Origin of the sequence: Kineococcus gurbantunggutensis (assembly GCF_050871925.1) — a bacterium.
In the GTDB taxonomy this organism is placed as follows: Bacteria; Actinomycetota; Actinomycetes; order Actinomycetales; family Kineococcaceae; genus Kineococcus.
Map to the genome: position 1 here is coordinate 1 of NZ_JBJLSG010000115.1, position 15744 is coordinate 15744.

13 protein-coding genes and 2 tRNA genes are annotated in these 15744 nt (G+C 76.4%); 11 read left to right on the forward strand and 4 right to left on the reverse strand.

Translation table 11 applies throughout. The features are described from left to right. Positions 1–300: 300 nt before the first annotated feature. The gene (locus tag ACRYR7_RS18195) at positions 301–3297 is read left to right on the forward strand and encodes an AfsR/SARP family transcriptional regulator (protein ID WP_432573526.1); all 2997 of its coding nucleotides are present in this window, start codon (positions 301–303) and stop codon (positions 3295–3297) included. On the opposite strand, the gene ACRYR7_RS18200 is transcribed toward ACRYR7_RS18195, so the two are convergent. Further along, a complete protein-coding gene (locus ACRYR7_RS18200; RefSeq protein ID WP_432573527.1) occupies positions 3257–3775 on the reverse strand; it encodes a GNAT family N-acetyltransferase in 519 nt (172 codons plus the stop codon). The two genes, ACRYR7_RS18195 and ACRYR7_RS18200, sit on opposite strands and share 41 nt — an antisense overlap. A 145-nt stretch (positions 3776–3920) precedes the next feature. On the opposite strand from ACRYR7_RS18200, the gene ACRYR7_RS18205 reads away from it, so the two are divergent. Further along, positions 3921–4301, forward strand: a complete 381-nt coding sequence (locus ACRYR7_RS18205) for a WhiB family transcriptional regulator (RefSeq protein ID WP_432573528.1) — start codon at positions 3921–3923, stop codon at positions 4299–4301. Between the two features lie 53 nt (positions 4302–4354). Here ACRYR7_RS18205 and pepN read toward each other — a convergent pair whose 3' ends face one another. Next, positions 4355–6910: an aminopeptidase N gene (gene pepN, locus ACRYR7_RS18210; RefSeq protein WP_432573537.1), complete on the reverse strand. Its 2556-nt coding sequence runs from the start codon at positions 6908–6910 to the stop codon at positions 4355–4357. 149 nt (positions 6911–7059) lie between these two features. Between pepN and ACRYR7_RS18215 the strand changes: the two genes are divergently transcribed. The 3 genes from ACRYR7_RS18215 (at position 7060) to ACRYR7_RS18225 (ending at position 9074) form a co-directional block, all read left to right on the forward strand. Further along, a complete protein-coding gene (locus ACRYR7_RS18215; protein ID WP_432573529.1) occupies positions 7060–7674 on the forward strand; it encodes a mycothiol-dependent nitroreductase Rv2466c family protein in 615 nt (204 codons plus the stop codon). 125 nt (positions 7675–7799) lie between these two features. Beyond that, the gene (locus tag ACRYR7_RS18220; RefSeq protein WP_432573530.1) at positions 7800–8273 is read left to right on the forward strand and encodes a ribose-5-phosphate isomerase; all 474 of its coding nucleotides are present in this window, start codon (positions 7800–7802) and stop codon (positions 8271–8273) included. A 3-nt stretch (positions 8274–8276) separates the two neighbouring features. Then, the gene (locus ACRYR7_RS18225; protein WP_432573531.1) at positions 8277–9074 is read left to right on the forward strand and encodes an Fpg/Nei family DNA glycosylase; all 798 of its coding nucleotides are present in this window, start codon (positions 8277–8279) and stop codon (positions 9072–9074) included. A gap of 15 nt (positions 9075–9089) precedes the next feature. On the opposite strand, the gene ACRYR7_RS18230 is transcribed toward ACRYR7_RS18225, so the two are convergent. After that, positions 9090–10292 carry a glycerate kinase gene (locus ACRYR7_RS18230; RefSeq protein WP_432573532.1) on the reverse strand — a complete coding sequence of 401 codons (1203 nt, stop codon included), beginning with the start codon at positions 10290–10292 and terminating at the stop codon, positions 9090–9092. A gap of 58 nt (positions 10293–10350) precedes the next feature. Here ACRYR7_RS18230 and ACRYR7_RS18235 point away from each other — a divergent pair, with 58 nt between their 5' ends. Further along, a complete protein-coding gene (locus ACRYR7_RS18235) occupies positions 10351–10842 on the forward strand; it encodes a hypothetical protein (RefSeq protein ID WP_432573533.1) in 492 nt (163 codons plus the stop codon). On the opposite strand, the gene ACRYR7_RS18240 is transcribed toward ACRYR7_RS18235, so the two are convergent. Next, positions 10842–10912, reverse strand: a tRNA-Gly gene (locus ACRYR7_RS18240). The genes ACRYR7_RS18235 and ACRYR7_RS18240 overlap by 1 nt on opposite strands. Positions 10913–11019: 107 nt before the next feature. On the opposite strand from ACRYR7_RS18240, the gene ACRYR7_RS18245 reads away from it, so the two are divergent. The 5 genes from ACRYR7_RS18245 to clpX all read left to right on the forward strand — a co-directional run bounded on the left by ACRYR7_RS18245 (position 11020) and on the right by clpX (position 15697). Then, positions 11020–11093, forward strand: a tRNA-Pro gene (locus tag ACRYR7_RS18245). 163 nt (positions 11094–11256) lie between these two features. Further along, a complete protein-coding gene (tig, locus tag ACRYR7_RS18250; protein ID WP_432573534.1) occupies positions 11257–12690 on the forward strand; it encodes a trigger factor in 1434 nt (477 codons plus the stop codon). A 249-nt stretch (positions 12691–12939) separates the two neighbouring features. Continuing rightward, entirely contained in the window at positions 12940–13515 is a 576-nt protein-coding gene (locus tag ACRYR7_RS18255; RefSeq protein WP_432573538.1) for an ATP-dependent Clp protease proteolytic subunit, read from the forward strand. A 64-nt stretch (positions 13516–13579) separates the two neighbouring features. Continuing rightward, positions 13580–14233 (forward strand): ATP-dependent Clp protease proteolytic subunit, encoded by a 654-nt coding sequence (locus tag ACRYR7_RS18260; RefSeq protein ID WP_432573535.1) that lies wholly within the window; start codon positions 13580–13582, stop codon positions 14231–14233. A 174-nt stretch (positions 14234–14407) separates the two neighbouring features. Next, positions 14408–15697 (forward strand): ATP-dependent Clp protease ATP-binding subunit ClpX, encoded by a 1290-nt coding sequence (clpX, locus tag ACRYR7_RS18265; RefSeq protein WP_432573536.1) that lies wholly within the window; start codon positions 14408–14410, stop codon positions 15695–15697. The last annotated feature ends 47 nt before the right edge of the window (positions 15698–15744 follow it).

Genomic DNA, 15744 nt, shown 5'->3' on the forward strand with positions numbered 1-15744 from the left:
CCGGGGGGGGGTGGTGGTGGTGGTGGCCGCCGTGCGGGGGGACGGGCGGGCCGCCGGGCGGGCGCGGGCCCGCGACGCCGCCGGGCCGCCCCGCGCCCCCGAGGCGCAGGGCGCGCACCGCTGACCCGGCGCGGACGGGCGGTCCCCCCGACCGCCCGTCCGCCCGGGGTGCCGGACGCTCCCCCCCCGGGCGCCCGTCCCCGGTCCCCCCGACCGGTGGCGCCAGCCTGACCCCGCCCTCTTGCAACCGGCTTGCAGGGAGCGGGCACGCCGCCCCGGCCCGCCACCTAGGCTCAGCGCGTGACGTCGGCGCTGGCGGTGCGCGTGCTCGGACCGGTCGAGGTGGACACCGCGGGGCAGCCGGTGCCGCTGGGCGGGTCCCTGCGCACCCTGCTGGCGGCCCTGGCCGTCGACGCCGGCCGCGTCGTCTCCGCCGACACCCTCGCCGACCGGCTGTGGGAGGGCGGCGGCCTGGACGCCGGCTCCTCCACCGTGCCCAGCTACGTCTCCCGGCTGCGCCGCCGCCTGGAGCCGCAGCGCCCCGCCGACGGCTGGCGGGTGCTGCAGACGCGCGCTCCCGGGTACCGGCTGGTGCTGGGTCCCGGTGAGCTGGACGCCGTCGAGTTCCGCCGCCTGCTGGGCGCCGCGCGCGCCGCCGCGGACCCGGTCGCGGCCCGCGAGGCGGTCTCGCGCGCCCTGGCGCTGTGGCGCGGGCCCGCCTACGCCGACGTGACCGCCGGCTTCGCCCGCGACGAGGCCGCGCGGCTGCGCGAGCAGCAGCTGGAGGCCGAGGAGCTGGCCGCCGAGCTGGACCTGGCCCTGGGCCGGCACCGCCGCCTGGCCGAGCGGCTGCCGGCCCTGGTGGCCGCCGAGCCGTTCCGCGAGGGGCTGCGCGCCTCGCTGGTGCTGGCGCTGTACCGCAGCAACCGGCAGGCCGACGCGTTGCGCGCCTACGAGCAGGGCCGCGCGCTGCTCGCCGACGCCCTGGGGGTGGACCCCGGCCCGCAGCTGCGGCGCCTGCACGAGCTCGTCCTGCGGCAGGACCCCGAGCTCGACGCGCCCGAGCCCGCCGCCGCGCCGGCCGGCGCCGGGGCGCGGCCCGCGGCGGCCGGCGCGCGGGAGGTGCCCGCGGTGCGGCGCCCGGCGCTGCCCGCGCCGCCCACCGCCCTGCTGGGCCGCGACGACGACCTCGCCCGGGTGCAGCGGCTGGTCGACGAGGGGGCCCGCCTGGTGACCCTCACCGGCACCGGCGGGGTGGGCAAGACGCGGCTGGCGCTGGCCGCCGCCCGGCGCGCGGCCGCGGACGGCGGGCGCTTCCGCGACGGGGCGGTGCTCGTGCAGCTGGCCACCCTCGACGACACCGCCGCGGTGCTGCCCGCGGTGGCCCGGGCCGTGGGGATGGGCTCGGTGGGCGGCCCCGGCGCCCGTGACGCGGTGGCCGAGCACCTGCGCCCGCTGCACCTGCTGCTGGTGCTGGACAACTTCGAGCACCTGCTCGACGCCGCGGCCGACGTGGCCGAGCTGGTGCGCGCCTGCCCGCACCTGGTGGTCCTGGTCACCAGCCGCGCCCCGCTGCGGGTGGACGGGGAGGTCGAGCACCGCGTCGAGCCGCTGGCCCTGCCCGGCGCCGCCGACGGCCCCCGCGAGGTGCTGGCCTGCGCCGCCGTCACCCTGTTCTGCGACCGCGCCCGGGACGTGGTGCCCGGCTTCCGGGTGCGCGAGGAGGACGTGCACGTGGTCGCCGACGTGTGCACCGCGCTGGCCGGCATCCCGCTGGCCCTGGAGCTGGCCGCCGCGCGCGTGCGGGTCCTCGGCCCCCGCGACCTGCTGGCGCGCCTGGACGAGGCCCTCTCCGGCGGCCGGCGCGACCTGCCGGAGCGCCAGCGCACCATGCAGGCCACGCTCGACTGGAGCTACGGCCTGCTCGACGAGCCGGCGCAGCGCCTGTTCCGCCGCCTGGGCGTCTTCGCCGGCGGCTGGACCCTGCCGGTGCTGGAGGCCGTGGAGGGCCCCGGCGTCCTGCCCGCGCTGGAAACCCTCGTCGAGCACTCCCTGGTGCGCGTGCAGCACACCGAGGACGGTGCCCGCTTCTCCGTGCTCGAGCCGACCCGGCAGCACGCCCGGCGCCTGCTCGGCGACGCCGAGCGGGCCGAGGCCGCCGCCGCCCACGCCGCCGCCCACCTGGCCCTGGCCGAGGAGGCCGCCCCGCACTACCAGCGCGCCGAGCAGGTGCAGTGGCTGCGGCGCCTGGAGCGCGAGCACGCCAACGCGCTGGCGGCGGTCGACGCGTGCGTGGCCGCCGGCGACGGCGAGACCGCCGGGCGGCTGGTGTGGGCGCTGTGGCTGTTCTGGTGGATGCACGGGCACCTGGCCGTGGGCCGCCGCACCGCCTCCGCCGTCGCCGGGCTGCCGCACCTGCCGGACCGGGTGCGGGTGCGGGTGGACCTGGCGCTGGGGGCGATGCTCTTCGCGCAGGGCGAGCACCACGAGGCCGAGGCGGTGTGGGGCCGCGCCCGCGAGCTGAGCGCGGCCACCGCCGACGCCGAGGGCCTGGCGCACGCCAGCGCCGGGCTGGGCATCACGGCCCTGGCGCGCGGCGAGGCCGCCACCGCCGTGGAGCGGCTCACGGCGGCGCTGCCGCTGGCCGCGGCGCTGCCGGCCGGCTCCGACGGGCCGTGGCTGGAGTCGCTGGGCAACGTCTGGCTCGGCACCGCGCTGACCGCCCTGGGCGGCGCCGAGGGCGGGGGAGCGCCGGCGCGCGCCCGCTTCGAGGCCGGCCTGCGGCTCTCCCGCGCCCGCGGCGACCGGCTCACCACGTTCGTCGCGCTGTTCAACCTCGCCCAGGCCGAGGCGCCGCGCGACCCGCGCGCCGCCGAGCGGTTCCTGCACGAGGGCACCGTGCTGTCCGCGCAGGTGGGCGACCTGGCGAACCTGTCGCACTTCCTGGACGCCCTGGTCGTGCTGGCCGCCGACGGCGGGGGCGACGCCGCCCGGCCCGCGGTGCTGCTGGGGGCGGCGCGCGCCGCCCGGGAGACGGTGGGTTCCGACGTGTACGGCTTCTACGTGCGCGACGACGCCCAGCTGGCCGCCGCCGCCGACCGGCTGCGCGAGCGCCTGGGCGGGGAGCGCTTCGCCGCCGCCGTCGCCGCCGGGCGCGCGCTGCCCGCGGAGGAGGTCGTGCGCCTGGCCGTGGGCGGCGGCGAGCCCGGGAGCGAACCCGGCGGCGAACCCGGCGGCGGCACCGGTGCCCTCGGCGTCACGGCAGCGGCGGCAGGGCCAGCCACTGCCGCCAGGTGAGCTCCCGGCCCACGAAGCGCGGCGCGGTGAAGGGCCAGTCGCGCTGCACCCAGCGCGGCACCTGCTCGTCCAGCGCCGCCTCCAGCGCGGAGCCGACCAGCCGGTCCACCACCCACCACGACACGTCCGCGTCGGCGCCCGCGCGGCCCGGGGGGTCCAGGTACACGCAGCCCAGCAGCTCGGCCTCCTCGTCGTCGAACAGGGCGTAGTTGAACGACTCGTGGCGGGCGATCTCGGCCTCGTGGCGGGCGAGGTCCACCCGGTCCTGCTCGCGGGTCATCCCCTCCGGCGGCCACCCCCACGCCTCGCCGTAGATGGACCACAGGCGCTCGCGCGAGCCCAGCACCGCCGGTAGGTCGAGGTCGACGTCGACCTCGCGGATCGGGCGCAGGTGGTGCCCGGTGGGCAGGTCCAGGCGGGTGGGGTGCCGGAACCACGACGGCAGCCAGGGCGCCGGGGCGGGGTCCTGCTCGGGCACGGGGGTCTCCTCTCGCTGCGCCCCGCCGCGCGGCGGGGACGGGTCCCAGCCTGCCCGGGCGTCCTTGCGAACGGTCTGCGGGTCGCGGCGCCGGGCGCCGCCGCGGTGCAACCGGGCTGCAAGGGGCGCGGGCCAGTCTCGGGGCGTGCCGTCCGCAGCCCGCCTCCGACCCGCCTCCGACCCCGCGACCCGCCCCGCCGCCCCGGCGGCGCGGCCCGCGCTCACCCTCGTCCCCGGCACGGGCGCCGTGCCCCGTCCGCGCACGTCCCCGCCGGCCGGGACCGTGCCGTGCCGCACCGCGCCGGCCGACCTGTTCTTCGCCGAGGAGCACGAGCCGGTGCAGCGCGCCAAGGCGCTGTGCGCGGCGTGCCCGCTGCTGGCCACCTGCCTGGCGGGTGCGCTCGAGCGGCGCGAACCGGCCGGCGTGTGGGGCGGGCAGCTGTTCGTCGACGGCGTGCCGGTGGCCTACAAGCGCGGCCGCGGCCGCCCGCGCAAGGACGCCCCGCCCGTCGCCGTGGTGCTGTGAGCGGACGGGCCGGGCGGGGAGGACCCCCGCCCGGCCCGGCCGGTGCGCGCGCGTCAGCGCGCGTCGCGCTCCTGGGCGCGCAGCGCGCGCGCCACGCCGTCGCGGTTCTCCAGCACCAGGCGCCGCAGCGCCGGCGGGGCGTCGTGCGCCCCGGCCAGCCAGCGGTCGGTGCGCTCCAGCAGCTCCGCGTCCGCCAGCAGCAGCGGGTACAGGCCGGTGACGACCTGCTGGGCCATCTCGTTGGTGCGCTCGGACCACACGGTGCGCAGCGCCTCGAAGTACGGCTCCACGAACGGGCGCAGCAGCTCCTGGTCGTGCACCCGCCCGAACCCGGCGATGACCGAGGCCTGCACGGCGTTGGGCAGCGTGCCGCGCTCGACGACCTCGGCCCACGCCGCGCGCTTGGCCTCGGCGGTGGGCAGCGCCGCGCGGGCCGCGGCCGCCGAGCGCTGCCCGGTGGCCGTGGCGTCGCGGGCCAGCTCGGCGTCCACGGCCGCACCGTCGACCGCGCCGCCGGCGGCCAGCGACGTCAGCAGCGCCCAGCGCATGTCCGCGTCGACCTCCAGGCCCTCGACCACCTCGGTGCCCTCGTACAGCCCGCGCACCACCGCCAGGTGCTCCGCGCTGCGCGCGGAGGAGGCGAACGCCCGCGCGAACTGCAGCTGCACGTCGCTGCCCGGCGCGGCCGCGCGCAGCATGCCCAGCAGCGCCCCGGCGGTGCGGGCCTGCACCTCCTCGCGGTGCGCGGGGGCGGTGTACAGCTCCACGGTGGTGGACAGCTGGCGCAGCAGCACCAGCGCCACGGTGGAGTCCGCGCGCGCGGCGTCGCCCGGCAGCAGCGTGCCCAGCAGCAGCTCGGCGTACCGGCGCGCGGGCAGCTCGCCGTCGCGGGTCATGTCCCACAGCGCCGCGGCCACCAGCGAGCGCGGCAGCGACTCGGTGAAGGCGTCCAGGTGCTCCAGCGCCGTCGCCAGCGAGACCTCGTCCAGGCGGATCTTGGCGTAGGCGAGGTCGTCGTCGTTGACCAGCAGCAGGTCCGGGCGTCGGCGCCCCACCAGGTCGGTCAGCTCGGTGCTCGCCCCGGCGGCGTCGACCTCCAGGCGGTGGGTGCGCCGCAGCCTGCCGTCCACCAGGTCGTAGCAGCCCACCGCCAGGCGGTGCGAGCGCAGGTGCGGGTGCTCGGCGGGCGCCTCCTGGTGCAGCACCGCGGAGGTGATCGTGCCGTCGGCGTCCGTGCTCAGCACCGGGCGCAGGGTGGCCACCCCGGCGGTCTCCAGCCACTCGCGCGACCAGGCCCCCAGGTCGCGGCCGGAGGTGGTCTCCAGCTCGCGCAGCAGGTCCACCAGTTCGGTGTTGCCCCAGGCGTGCCGGCGGAAGTAGGCGCGCACCCCGGCGAGGAACTCCTCGCGGCCGACGTAGGCCACGAGCTGCTTGAGGACGCTGGCGCCCTTGGCGTAGGTGATGCCGTCGAAGTTCACCTCGACGTCCTCGAGGTCGTTGATCTCGGCGACGATCGGGTGGGTGGTGGGCAGCTGGTCCTGGCGGTAGGCCCAGGACTTCTCCAGGGAGTTGAAGGTCGTCCAGGCGCCGGTCCACTCGGTGGCCTCGGCCGCGGCCAGCGTGCTGGCGAACTCCGCGAAGGACTCGTTGAGCCACAGGTCGTTCCACCAGCGCATGGTCACCAGGTCGCCGAACCACATGTGCGCCAGCTCGTGCAGCACGGTGACCACGCGCCGCTCCACCGTCGCCCGGGGCACCTTGGAGCGGAAGACGTAGCTCTCCACGAAGGTGACCGCGCCGGCGTTCTCCATGGCGCCGGCGTTGAACTCCGGCACGAACACCTGGTCGTACTTGGCGAACGGGTAGGGGGTGTCGAACTCGCGCTCGAAGAACTCGAAACCGGCCTTCGTGGCGGCGACGACGTTGTGCGCGTCGAGGTGCTCCACCAGGGACCTGCGGCAGTACACGCCCAGCGGGACCGTGCGCCCGTCGGAGGAGACCAGGGAGTCCTCCGAGCCCTCGTACGGGCCGGCGATGATCGCGGTGACGTAGCTGGCCAGGCGCGGGGTCGGCTCGAAGCGCCAGCGCTTGCCGCCCTCGACCTCGTCGGTGCCGGCCACGGGCGCGCCGGAGATGACGCGCCAGTGCGCCGGGGCGGTCACGGTGAAGGTGAAGGCCGCCTTCAGGTCCGGCTGCTCGAAGACCGCGAACACCCGGCGGGAGTCGGCGACCTCGAACTGCGTGTAGAGGTACACCTCGTCGTCGACGGGGTCGACGAAGCGGTGCAGGCCCTCGCCGGTGTTCATGTACCGGCAGTCGGCCACCACGCGCAGCTCGTTGCTCTCCGCCAGGCCGTCCAGCTGCACGCGCACGCCGTCGCTGACGGCGGCCGGGTCCAGGGCGCGCCCGTTGAGGGTGACCTCGTGCACGGCGGCGCTGATGAGGTCGATGAAGGTCGAGGCGCCCTCGCGCGCGCCGAAGCGCGCCGTGGTCACCGAGCGGAACACCTCCGGCCCCGTCGTCAGGTCCAGCTGCACGTCGTAGGAGTCGACCTGCACGAGGTCCGCGCGGGCGCGGGCCTCCTCGCGCGTCAGGTTCTCGCCGGGCACGTCCACGTCCTTCCGGTCCACCGGTGCGCTGGGAGGCCGTCCCTCGTCCAGCAACCGGTCACTCTGCCACGAGGCGCCGACGCGGCGGCGGCGGGATTCGCCGCCCGCTCGCCGTGGCCGCCCCCGGCACGCCGGGGCAGGATGGCGCCATGACGACGACCACCCCCGCCCGCGCCGACTTCTGGTTCGACCCGCTGTGCCCCTGGGCCTGGATGACCTCCCGCTGGATGCTCGAGGTCGAGCAGGTGCGCGACGTCAGCGTGCGCTGGCACGTGATGAGCCTGTCGGTGCTCAACGAGGGCCGGGACCTGCCGCAGGAGTACCGCGACCTCATGGACCGCGGCTGGGGCCCGGTGCGCGTGGTCACCGCCGCGCGCGAGCTGCACGGCGAGGACGTGGTGCTGCCGCTGTACACGGCGATGGGCACCCGCATCCACCCCGGCGGCGACAAGGACTTCGACCGGGTGATCGCGCAGTCCCTGGAGGAGGTCGGCCTGCCCGCGGACCTGGCGGGCGCCGCGCGCACCGGCACCTACGACGCGCAGCTGCGCGCCTCGCACACCGAGGGCATCAGCCGCGTGGGCGAGGACGTGGGCACCCCCGTCGTGGCCTTCGGCGACGTGGCCTTCTTCGGCCCCGTGGTCACCCCCGCGCCCAAGGGGGAGGACGCGGGCAGGCTGTGGGACGGCTGCGTCCTGGTCGCCGGCACGCCGGGCTTCTTCGAGCTCAAGCGCACCCGCACGCAGGGCCCCGTCTTCGACTGACCCGCCCGGAGCCGGCGCGGGCGCCCGTCCCGCGCCGGCGCCGTGCCGGCACCGCGCGGGCACCGCGCGGGCACCGCGCCGGGACCCGGCGGGCCCGCGCCGGGCGGGCCTGCCAAGCTGTCGCCATGCGCGTCCACATCGGCACCGACCACGCCGGATTCGAGCTGAAGCAGCACCTCGTGGCGCACCTGCGCGAGCAGGGCCACGACGTCGTCGACCACGGCGCGGAGGAGTACGACGCCGCCGACGACTACCCGCCCTTCGTGGTGCGCGCGGCCGCCGCGGTGGCCGCCGAGCCCGGCAGCCTGGGCGTCGTCATCGGCGGCTCGGGCAACGGCGAGCAGATCGCGGCGAACGTCGTGCCCGGCATCCGCTGCGCCCTGGCCTGGTCGCAGGACACCGCGCGCCTGGCGCGCGAGCACAACGACGCGCAGTGCGTGGGCATCGGCGCGCGCATGCACACCGTGGAGGAGGCCACCGCGCTGGTGGACACCTTCCTGGCCACGCCCTTCTCGAACGACCCGCGGCACGTGCGGCGCATCGAGATGCTCGACGAGTACGCGCGCACCGGCGAGCTGCCGCCGCTGCCGCGCGCCTGAGGCGTGCCCGAGGGGCACACCGTCCACCGCCTCGCCCAGGACCTGGGCGAGCGCTTCGGCGGCCACCGGCTGAGCGTGGACAGCCCCCAGGGCCGCTTCGCGCAGGGCGCCGCGCTGCTGGACGGGCGCACCGTGCGCGGGACCGACGCGCACGGCAAGCACCTGCTGGTCGACTTCGGCGCCGAGCGCCTGCTGCACGTGCACCTGGGCCTGTACGGCAAGTGGGCCTTCGGCGCGGGCGAGCCGCCCGAGCCGCGCGGCGCGGTGCGCCTGCGCCTGTCCGGGGAGCCGGGGTGGGCCGAGCTGCGCGGGCCGACGGCCTGCGAGGTCCTCACGGCCGACGGCGCCGCCGCCCTGCACGCGCGCCTGGGGCAGGACCCCCTGCGCGCCGACGCCGACCCGGGGCGCGCCTTCGAGGTCGTGCGCCGCTCGCGGGTGGCCGTGGGGGCGCTGCTCATGCAGCAGGAGGTCGTGGCGGGCATCGGCGCGATCTACCGGGCCGAGGTGCTCTTCCGCTGCGGCGTGGAGCCGCACCGCCCCGGCCGCGAGGTCACCGCCGCCGAGTGGGACGCGCTGTGGGAGGACACCGTGCGGCTCATGCGCGCCGGGGTCCGCGCGAACCGGATCGTCACCACCCGCCCCGCGCACCGCGCGCACCCGCGCGGCGAGCCCCCCGAGGAGGACCGCTTCTACGTCTACCGCCGCGGCGGGCAGCCGTGCCGGCTGTGCGGCACCCCGGTGCGGCACGAGCAGATGGTCGCCCGGCACCTGTTCTGGTGCCCCACCTGCCAGCCCTCCTGAGCCCGCGCCGGCGCGTCAGGGGCGCGCGGGGGCGCCGGCCGCCACGGCGGCGGCCAGGTCCGCGCCCAGGCCGCGGGCCACGCCCTGCAGCAGCGGGCCGGCCTGCGCCACGCAGCGGGCGGTGTCCGGCTCCACGTCGGTGAGGGCGCGCGCGTCGGCGAAGCCGGCCGCGCGCCAGCGCTCCTGCGCCAGCGCGCGCCGGCCGCTGAGGACCACCACCGGCGCGCCCGCCGCGGCGGCGGCGCGGGCCACCCCCACGGGCGTCTTGCCGCCCAGGGACTGCTCGTCGAAGCTGCCCTCGCCGGTGACGACCAGGTGCGCCCCGGCGGCGCGGCGCGCCCAGCCCACCAGCTCCAGGACCACCTCGACGCCGGGCCGGCGCCGCGCCCCCAGCAGGCCCAGCGCCACCAGGCCGGTGCCCCCGGCGGCCCCCGCCCCGGGCGCCTCGCGCGCCTCCGGGGCGCCGGCCGCCACCAGCGCGTCGGCCAGGCGCGCCAGCGCGGCGTCCAGCACCCGCACCTGCGCCGGGTCGGCGCCCTTCTGCGGGCCGAAGACGGCCGCGGCCCCGCGCGCGCCCAGCAGGGGGTTGTCCACGTCGGCGGCCAGCGTCCAGCGCACCTCGCGCACCCGCGGGTCCAGGCCGGTGAGGTCCACGCGCTCCAGGTGCGCCAGCGCGCCGCCGCCGTCGGGCAGGTCGCGCCCGTCGGCGTCGAGCAGGCGCGCGCCCAGGGCGGCCAGCAGGCCGGCGCCGCCGTCGGTGCACGCGCTGCCGCCCACGGCCAGGACGACCTCGCGCGCGCCGTCGTCCAGCGCGGCGCGCACCAGCTCGCCGGTGCCCCGGGAGGTGGCCGCCAGCGCCCGGCGCTCCCCGCCGGGCAGCCGGTCCAGGCCGGAGGCCTGCGCCAGCTCCACCAGGGCCGCCGGGCCGCCGGGCTCGCGCGCCCAGGTGGCCCGCACCGGCCGCCCGGTGGGGCCGGCGACCTCGGCGGTCGCCGCGCGCCAGCCCGCGGCGACGGCCGCGTCCACGGTGCCCTCCCCGCCGTCGGCGACGGGCACCTCGCTCACGCGCAGGTCCTGCGGCGGCAGCACCCGCGCGAAGCCCTCCCGCAGGCCGGCCGCCACGCGCGCGGCGACCTCGACGGCCGTCAGGGACCCCTTGAACTTGTCCGGGGCCACGACGACGTGGACGGGCAGCGACACCGGCGACCGTGCGATCACGGGGGCAGCCTGCCAGGTCCGGGCGGCGGCGCGGGGGAGGTGCGCGCAGGATGGGCCGGTGGCGACCCCCCGGCTGAGCGCGCGCGACGTGGCGTGCTGGCTGCTGAAGACGGCCTCCGACGTGCCCGAGCTGGCGGCCGCGGCCCCGGGCGAGGGGGTCCGGCTGCGCCGCTGCGTGCACCCGACCTACCGGCTGGGGCTGCTGCTGCCCGGGCAGCCGGTCCTGCTGTGGCGCAGCGGGCCCGCGGCGGGGGTGCGCGCGGCGGGGGAGGTGCTGGCCGCGCCGGCGGACGGGGCCGTGGAGGTGCTGCTGAGCCCGCTGGCCGAGCCGGTGGCGCGCGCGGAGCTGCTCACCGACGCGCGCTTCCGCGGCGCGGAGGTGGTGCGGGTGCCCGTCGGCGCCAACCCCTCGCACCTGAGCGCCGAGCAGCTGGCGGCGGTGGCCGAGCGCCTGGCCCCGGCCGAGGCGGAGGCGCTGGCGCGCGCGGCGGGGACGAGCGCGGTGGGGACGAACGCGGCCGGGCCCCGAGGGGGCCCGGCCGGGCGGTGAGCGGGCGACGGGAATCGAACCCGCGTAGCTAGTTTGGAAGACTAGGGCTCTACCATTGAGCTACGCCCGCGCGACCCCGCCCGCGCCACGGTGGGCGCTGCGCGGCGGTCGTCGCCCAGCTTAACGGGTCCGCGGCGGTAGCCTGGTGCGGTACCCGCCGCCGCGCGCGGCGGGTCGCGGGGTGTGGCGCAGCTTGGTAGCGCGTCCGCTTTGGGAGCGGAAGGCCCCCGGTTCGAATCCGGGTACCCCGACGACACCACCGCCCGAGGGGCGCGGCCGTGCCGCGCCCCTCGGGCGGGACGACGCCCCGGCGCGGACGGCTAGGCTTCCGCGGTGCGCCGGGGCACCCCCGGAGCACCGCACGCCTGACCACGACCTCCGCCCGGCGCGGAGAGACCCCAGGAGAACCCCGCTGTGAAGAGCGACGTCGAGACCCTCAACCCGACCCGGGTGAAGCTGACCGTCGAGGTCGGCTACGACGAGCTGAAGCCGAGCCTCGACGCCGCCTACAAGTCCATCGCGGGCCAGGTGCAGGTGCCGGGCTTCCGCAAGGGCAAGGTCCCCGCGCGCGTGATCGACCAGCGCTTCGGGCGCGCCGCGGTGCTGGAGGAGGCCGTCAACGACGCGCTGCCGAAGTTCTACCAGCGCGCCGTGGAGGAGAAGGACCTGCGCCCGCTGGGCCAGCCCACCGTGGACGTCTCCCAGGCCCCGGACCCCAGGACCGGCGGCGACCTGAAGTTCTCCGTCGAGGTCGACGTGCGCCCGACGCTGGAGCTGCCCGAGCTGGGCTCCGTGGAGGTCTCCGTCGACGACGTGACCGTCGCGGACGAGGACGTCGAGGCCCGCCTGACCTCGCTGCGCGAGCGCTTCGGCACCCTGACCGGCGTGGACCGCGCCGTCGGCGACGGCGACTTCCTGTCCCTGGACCTGCGCGCCGAGATCGACGGCGAGGAGATCGAGACCGCCAAGGGCATCTCGTACCAGGTCGGCCAGGGCAACATGATCGAGGGCCTGGACGAGGCCGTGACCGGGCTGAGCGCGGGGGGGAGCACCACCTTCACCGCGCCCCTGGCCGGCGGGGACCGCAAGGGCCAGGACGCCCAGATCACCGTGACGGTGCAGTCCGTCAAGGAGCGCGTGCTGCCCGAGGCCGACGACGACTTCGCGCAGCTGGCCAGCGAGTTCGACACCCTCGAGGAGCTGCGCGCGGACCTGCGCGGCCAGGTGGAGCAGTCCAAGAAGTTCGAGCAGGGCCTGCAGGCGCGCGACCGCGTCCTGGAGAAGCTGCTGGAGCTGGTCGAGGTCCCGGTGCCCGAGTCCCTCGTGGAAGCCGAGATCCACACCCACCTGGAGCGGGAGAACCGCCTGGAGGACGCCGAGCACCGCGCCGAGATCGACGAGAGCACCCGCGCCGCGCTGCGCAGCCAGCTGCTGCTGGACGCCCTCGCCGAGCGCGAGGAGGTCGGCGTGGCGCAGGAGGAGCTGCTGGAGTACCTGGTGGGCCAGGCCCAGCAGTACGGCATGGACCCCAACCAGTTCGTGCAGATGGTGGACCAGGCCGGCCAGGTGCCCGCCATGGTCTCCGAGGTCCGCCGCCGCAAGGCGCTGGCGGTGGCCATGGAGCAGGCGACCGTCAAGGACGCCTCGGGCAACGTCGTGGACCTGGAGGAGCTCGTGGGCGGCACCGAGGACGACGAGAGCGCCGAGGGCGCCGAGTCCGCCGCCCCGGCCGACGAGGCCGGCGAGACGGTCGACCCGGTGGGCGACGACGCGCAGGCCGCGGCCGACGCCGCCGCCGAGGTCGCCACCGAGCAGCCCGCCGGCGGCGAGGACCAGGCGAAGGCCTGATCCGCGGCACGACCCGCGCCGTGGGCGCACCGGCCGCCGGCCGGTGCGCCCACAGCGAAAAGCCCCCGGCCCCGCCTCGCCCCCCGCGGCGTGCGCGTTAGGGTCGATCGAGATCGGCGGGACGCCCCGCCGGCCCCCCGAGAGGGGGTGGTCGACGCCAGGAGAGGGCCAGGGAACAGCGTGAGCGAGATCTTGAGCGCACCGGGACTGGTGACGCCGCAGCACGCCCGGACGCCGGGCACGCCGGGGATGGGCCTCGACGACAACGTCTACCAGCGGCTCCTGCAGCAGCGGATCATCTGGCTGGGGTCGGAGGTCCGCGACGAGATGGCCAACGCCATCTGCGCGCAGATGCTGCTGCTGGCGGCCGAGGACCCGGACGCCGACATCTACATGTACATCAACTCGCCCGGCGGCTCGGTGTCCGCCGGCATGTCGATCTACGACACCATGCAGTACATCAAGCCGGACGTGGCGACGATCGCCACGGGCCTGGCGGCCTCGATGGGCCAGTTCCTGCTGTGCGCCGGCGCGCCGGGCAAGCGCTCGGCCCTGCCGCACGCCAAGATCATGATGCACCAGCCGCTGGGCGGGCTGGGCGGCTCCGCGAGCGACATCAAGATCCTCGCCGAGCAGATCATCCTCACCAAGAAGCAGATGGCCGAGCTCATCGCCAAGCACAGCGGCCAGAGCTACGAGAAGGTCACCGCGGACTCCGACCGCGACCGCTGGTTCACGGCCGAGGAGGCCCAGCAGTACGGCCTCATCGACCACGTCGTGGGCCGCTCCAGCGAGGTCACGGGCGGCGGGGGCACCGGTGCGTGAGCCCGCGGGCCGCTCCCCGCTGCACCTCCCGCCGCACCTGACCGCCCAGATGGGAGACCGCCCGATGGACCAGCACAGCCGCTTCGACCCCGCGCTCGCGCCCTCGGCGCGCTACGTGCTCCCGCAGTTCGAGGAGCGCACCTCCTACGGGATGAAGCGCTCGGACCCGTACACCAAGCTCTTCGAGGACCGCATCATCTTCCTCGGCGTGCAGGTGGACGACGCCTCGGCGGACGACATCATCGCCCAGCTGATCGTCCTGGAGTCCCAGGACACCGACCGCGACATCATCATGTACATCAACTCGCCCGGCGGGTCCTTCACGGCCCTGACGGCGATCTACGACACCATGCAGTACATCCGTCCGGACATCCAGACGTACTGCATGGGCCAGGCCGCCTCGGCCGCGGCGGTGCTGCTGGCCGCCGGTGCGCCGGGCAAGCGCTTCGCCCTGCCCAACTCGCGCATCCTGATCCACCAGCCGGCCATGTCCGGCGGCGGCTACGGGCAGGCCTCGGACCTGGAGATCCAGGCCAACGAGATCCTGCGCATGCGCACCTGGCTGGAGCAGACGCTGGCCGCCCACTCCGGGCGCACCGCCGAGGAGATCGCCGGCGACATCGAGCGCGACAAGTTCCTCTCCGCGGCCGAGGCCGTGGAGTACGGGCTGATCGACGAGGTCCTGCAGCCGCGCAAGGCCTCCGTCCCCACCCGTTAGGCCGCACGTCGGCGCGTCCCGGGGGGCCGGTCTGGCACCGTGTCCCCCGGGGGCGTCTAATGAGTCCACCAGCCTCCCCGGGCAGGTAGCGTGGAGGAGTCGTGACGGTGCCGGGGGCCCGGCTCCCGCCGGGTCGCAGGACCCGTCGAGCAGGACGAGGAGAGGAATCCGTCGGTGGCACGCATCGGTGACGGTGGCGACCTGCTGAAGTGCTCCTTCTGCGGAAAGAGCCAGAAGCAGGTCAAGAAGCTCATCGCGGGCCCCGGCGTCTACATCTGCGACGAGTGCATCGACCTCTGCAACGAGATCATCGAGGAGGAGCTCGCCGAGGCCAACGACCTGGGCCTGGTGGAGCTGCCCAAGCCCCGCGAGATCTTCGAGTTCCTGGACCAGTACGTCATCGGCCAGTCGTCCGCGAAGAAGTCGCTGGCGGTGGCCGTGTACAACCACTACAAGCGCATCCAGGTGGGGGAGCCGACCAAGGGTCGCGACGACGCCGTCGAGATCTCCAAGTCGAACATCCTGCTCATCGGCCCCACCGGCTGCGGCAAGACCTACCTCGCGCAGACGCTGGCGAAGATGCTCAACGTGCCCTTCGCCATCGCCGACGCCACGGCCCTGACGGAGGCCGGCTACGTGGGCGAGGACGTGGAGAACATCCTCCTCAAGCTCATCCAGGCCGCCGACTACGACGTCAAGAAGGCCGAGACGGGCATCATCTACATCGACGAGGTCGACAAGATCGCCCGCAAGTCGGAGAACCCCTCGATCACCCGGGACGTCTCCGGCGAGGGCGTGCAGCAGGCGCTGCTGAAGATCCTCGAGGGCACCACGGCGAGCGTGCCGCCGCAGGGCGGGCGCAAGCACCCGCACCAGGAGTTCATCCAGATCGACACGACGAACGTGCTGTTCATCGTGGGCGGCGCCTTCGCCGGCCTGGACCGCATCATCGAGTCCCGCTCGGGCAAGCAGGGCCTCGGGTTCGGCGCGCAGCTGCGCTCCACCAGCGCCGCGGCCACCGAGCCCGCCTTCGGCGACGTCATGCCCGAGGACCTGATGAAGTTCGGGCTCATCCCCGAGTTCATCGGCCGCCTGCCGGTGATCACCTCGGTGGAGAACCTGGACCGCGAAGCGCTGGTGCGCATCCTCACCGAGCCGCGCAACGCCTTGGCCAAGCAGTACCAGCGCATGTTCGAGCTGGACGGCGTGGAGCTGGAGTTCACCCCGGACGCTCTGGAGGCCGTGGCCGACCAGGCGATCCTGCGCGGCACCGGCGCCCGCGGCCTGCGCGCGATCATCGAGGAGGTCCTGCTGCCGGTCATGTTCGACGTGCCCAGCCGCGACGACATCGCCCGCGTGGTGGTCACCCGCGAGGTCGTGCTGAAGAACGTCAACCCGACCCTGGTGCCCCGCGAGGCGCCGGCGCGCAAGGGCAGCCGGGAGCGGCGCGAGAAGTCGGCCTGACACCCGCCCCGGCACGACGGAGGGCCCCACCCCGGGCAGGGGTGGGG

Excerpts from the sequence above, each read along its gene's own strand:
- ACRYR7_RS18215 (WP_432573529.1), top strand. The coding sequence starts at position 7,060 with ATGACGACGACCACCCCCGCCCGCGCCGACTTCTGGTTCGACCCGCTG.
- ACRYR7_RS18220 (WP_432573530.1), top strand. The coding sequence starts at position 7,800 with ATGCGCGTCCACATCGGCACCGACCACGCCGGATTCGAGCTGAAGCAG.
- ACRYR7_RS18255 (WP_432573538.1), top strand. The coding sequence starts at position 12,940 with ATGGGCCTCGACGACAACGTCTACCAGCGGCTCCTGCAGCAGCGGATC.
- ACRYR7_RS18260 (WP_432573535.1), top strand. The coding sequence starts at position 13,580 with ATGGACCAGCACAGCCGCTTCGACCCCGCGCTCGCGCCCTCGGCGCGC.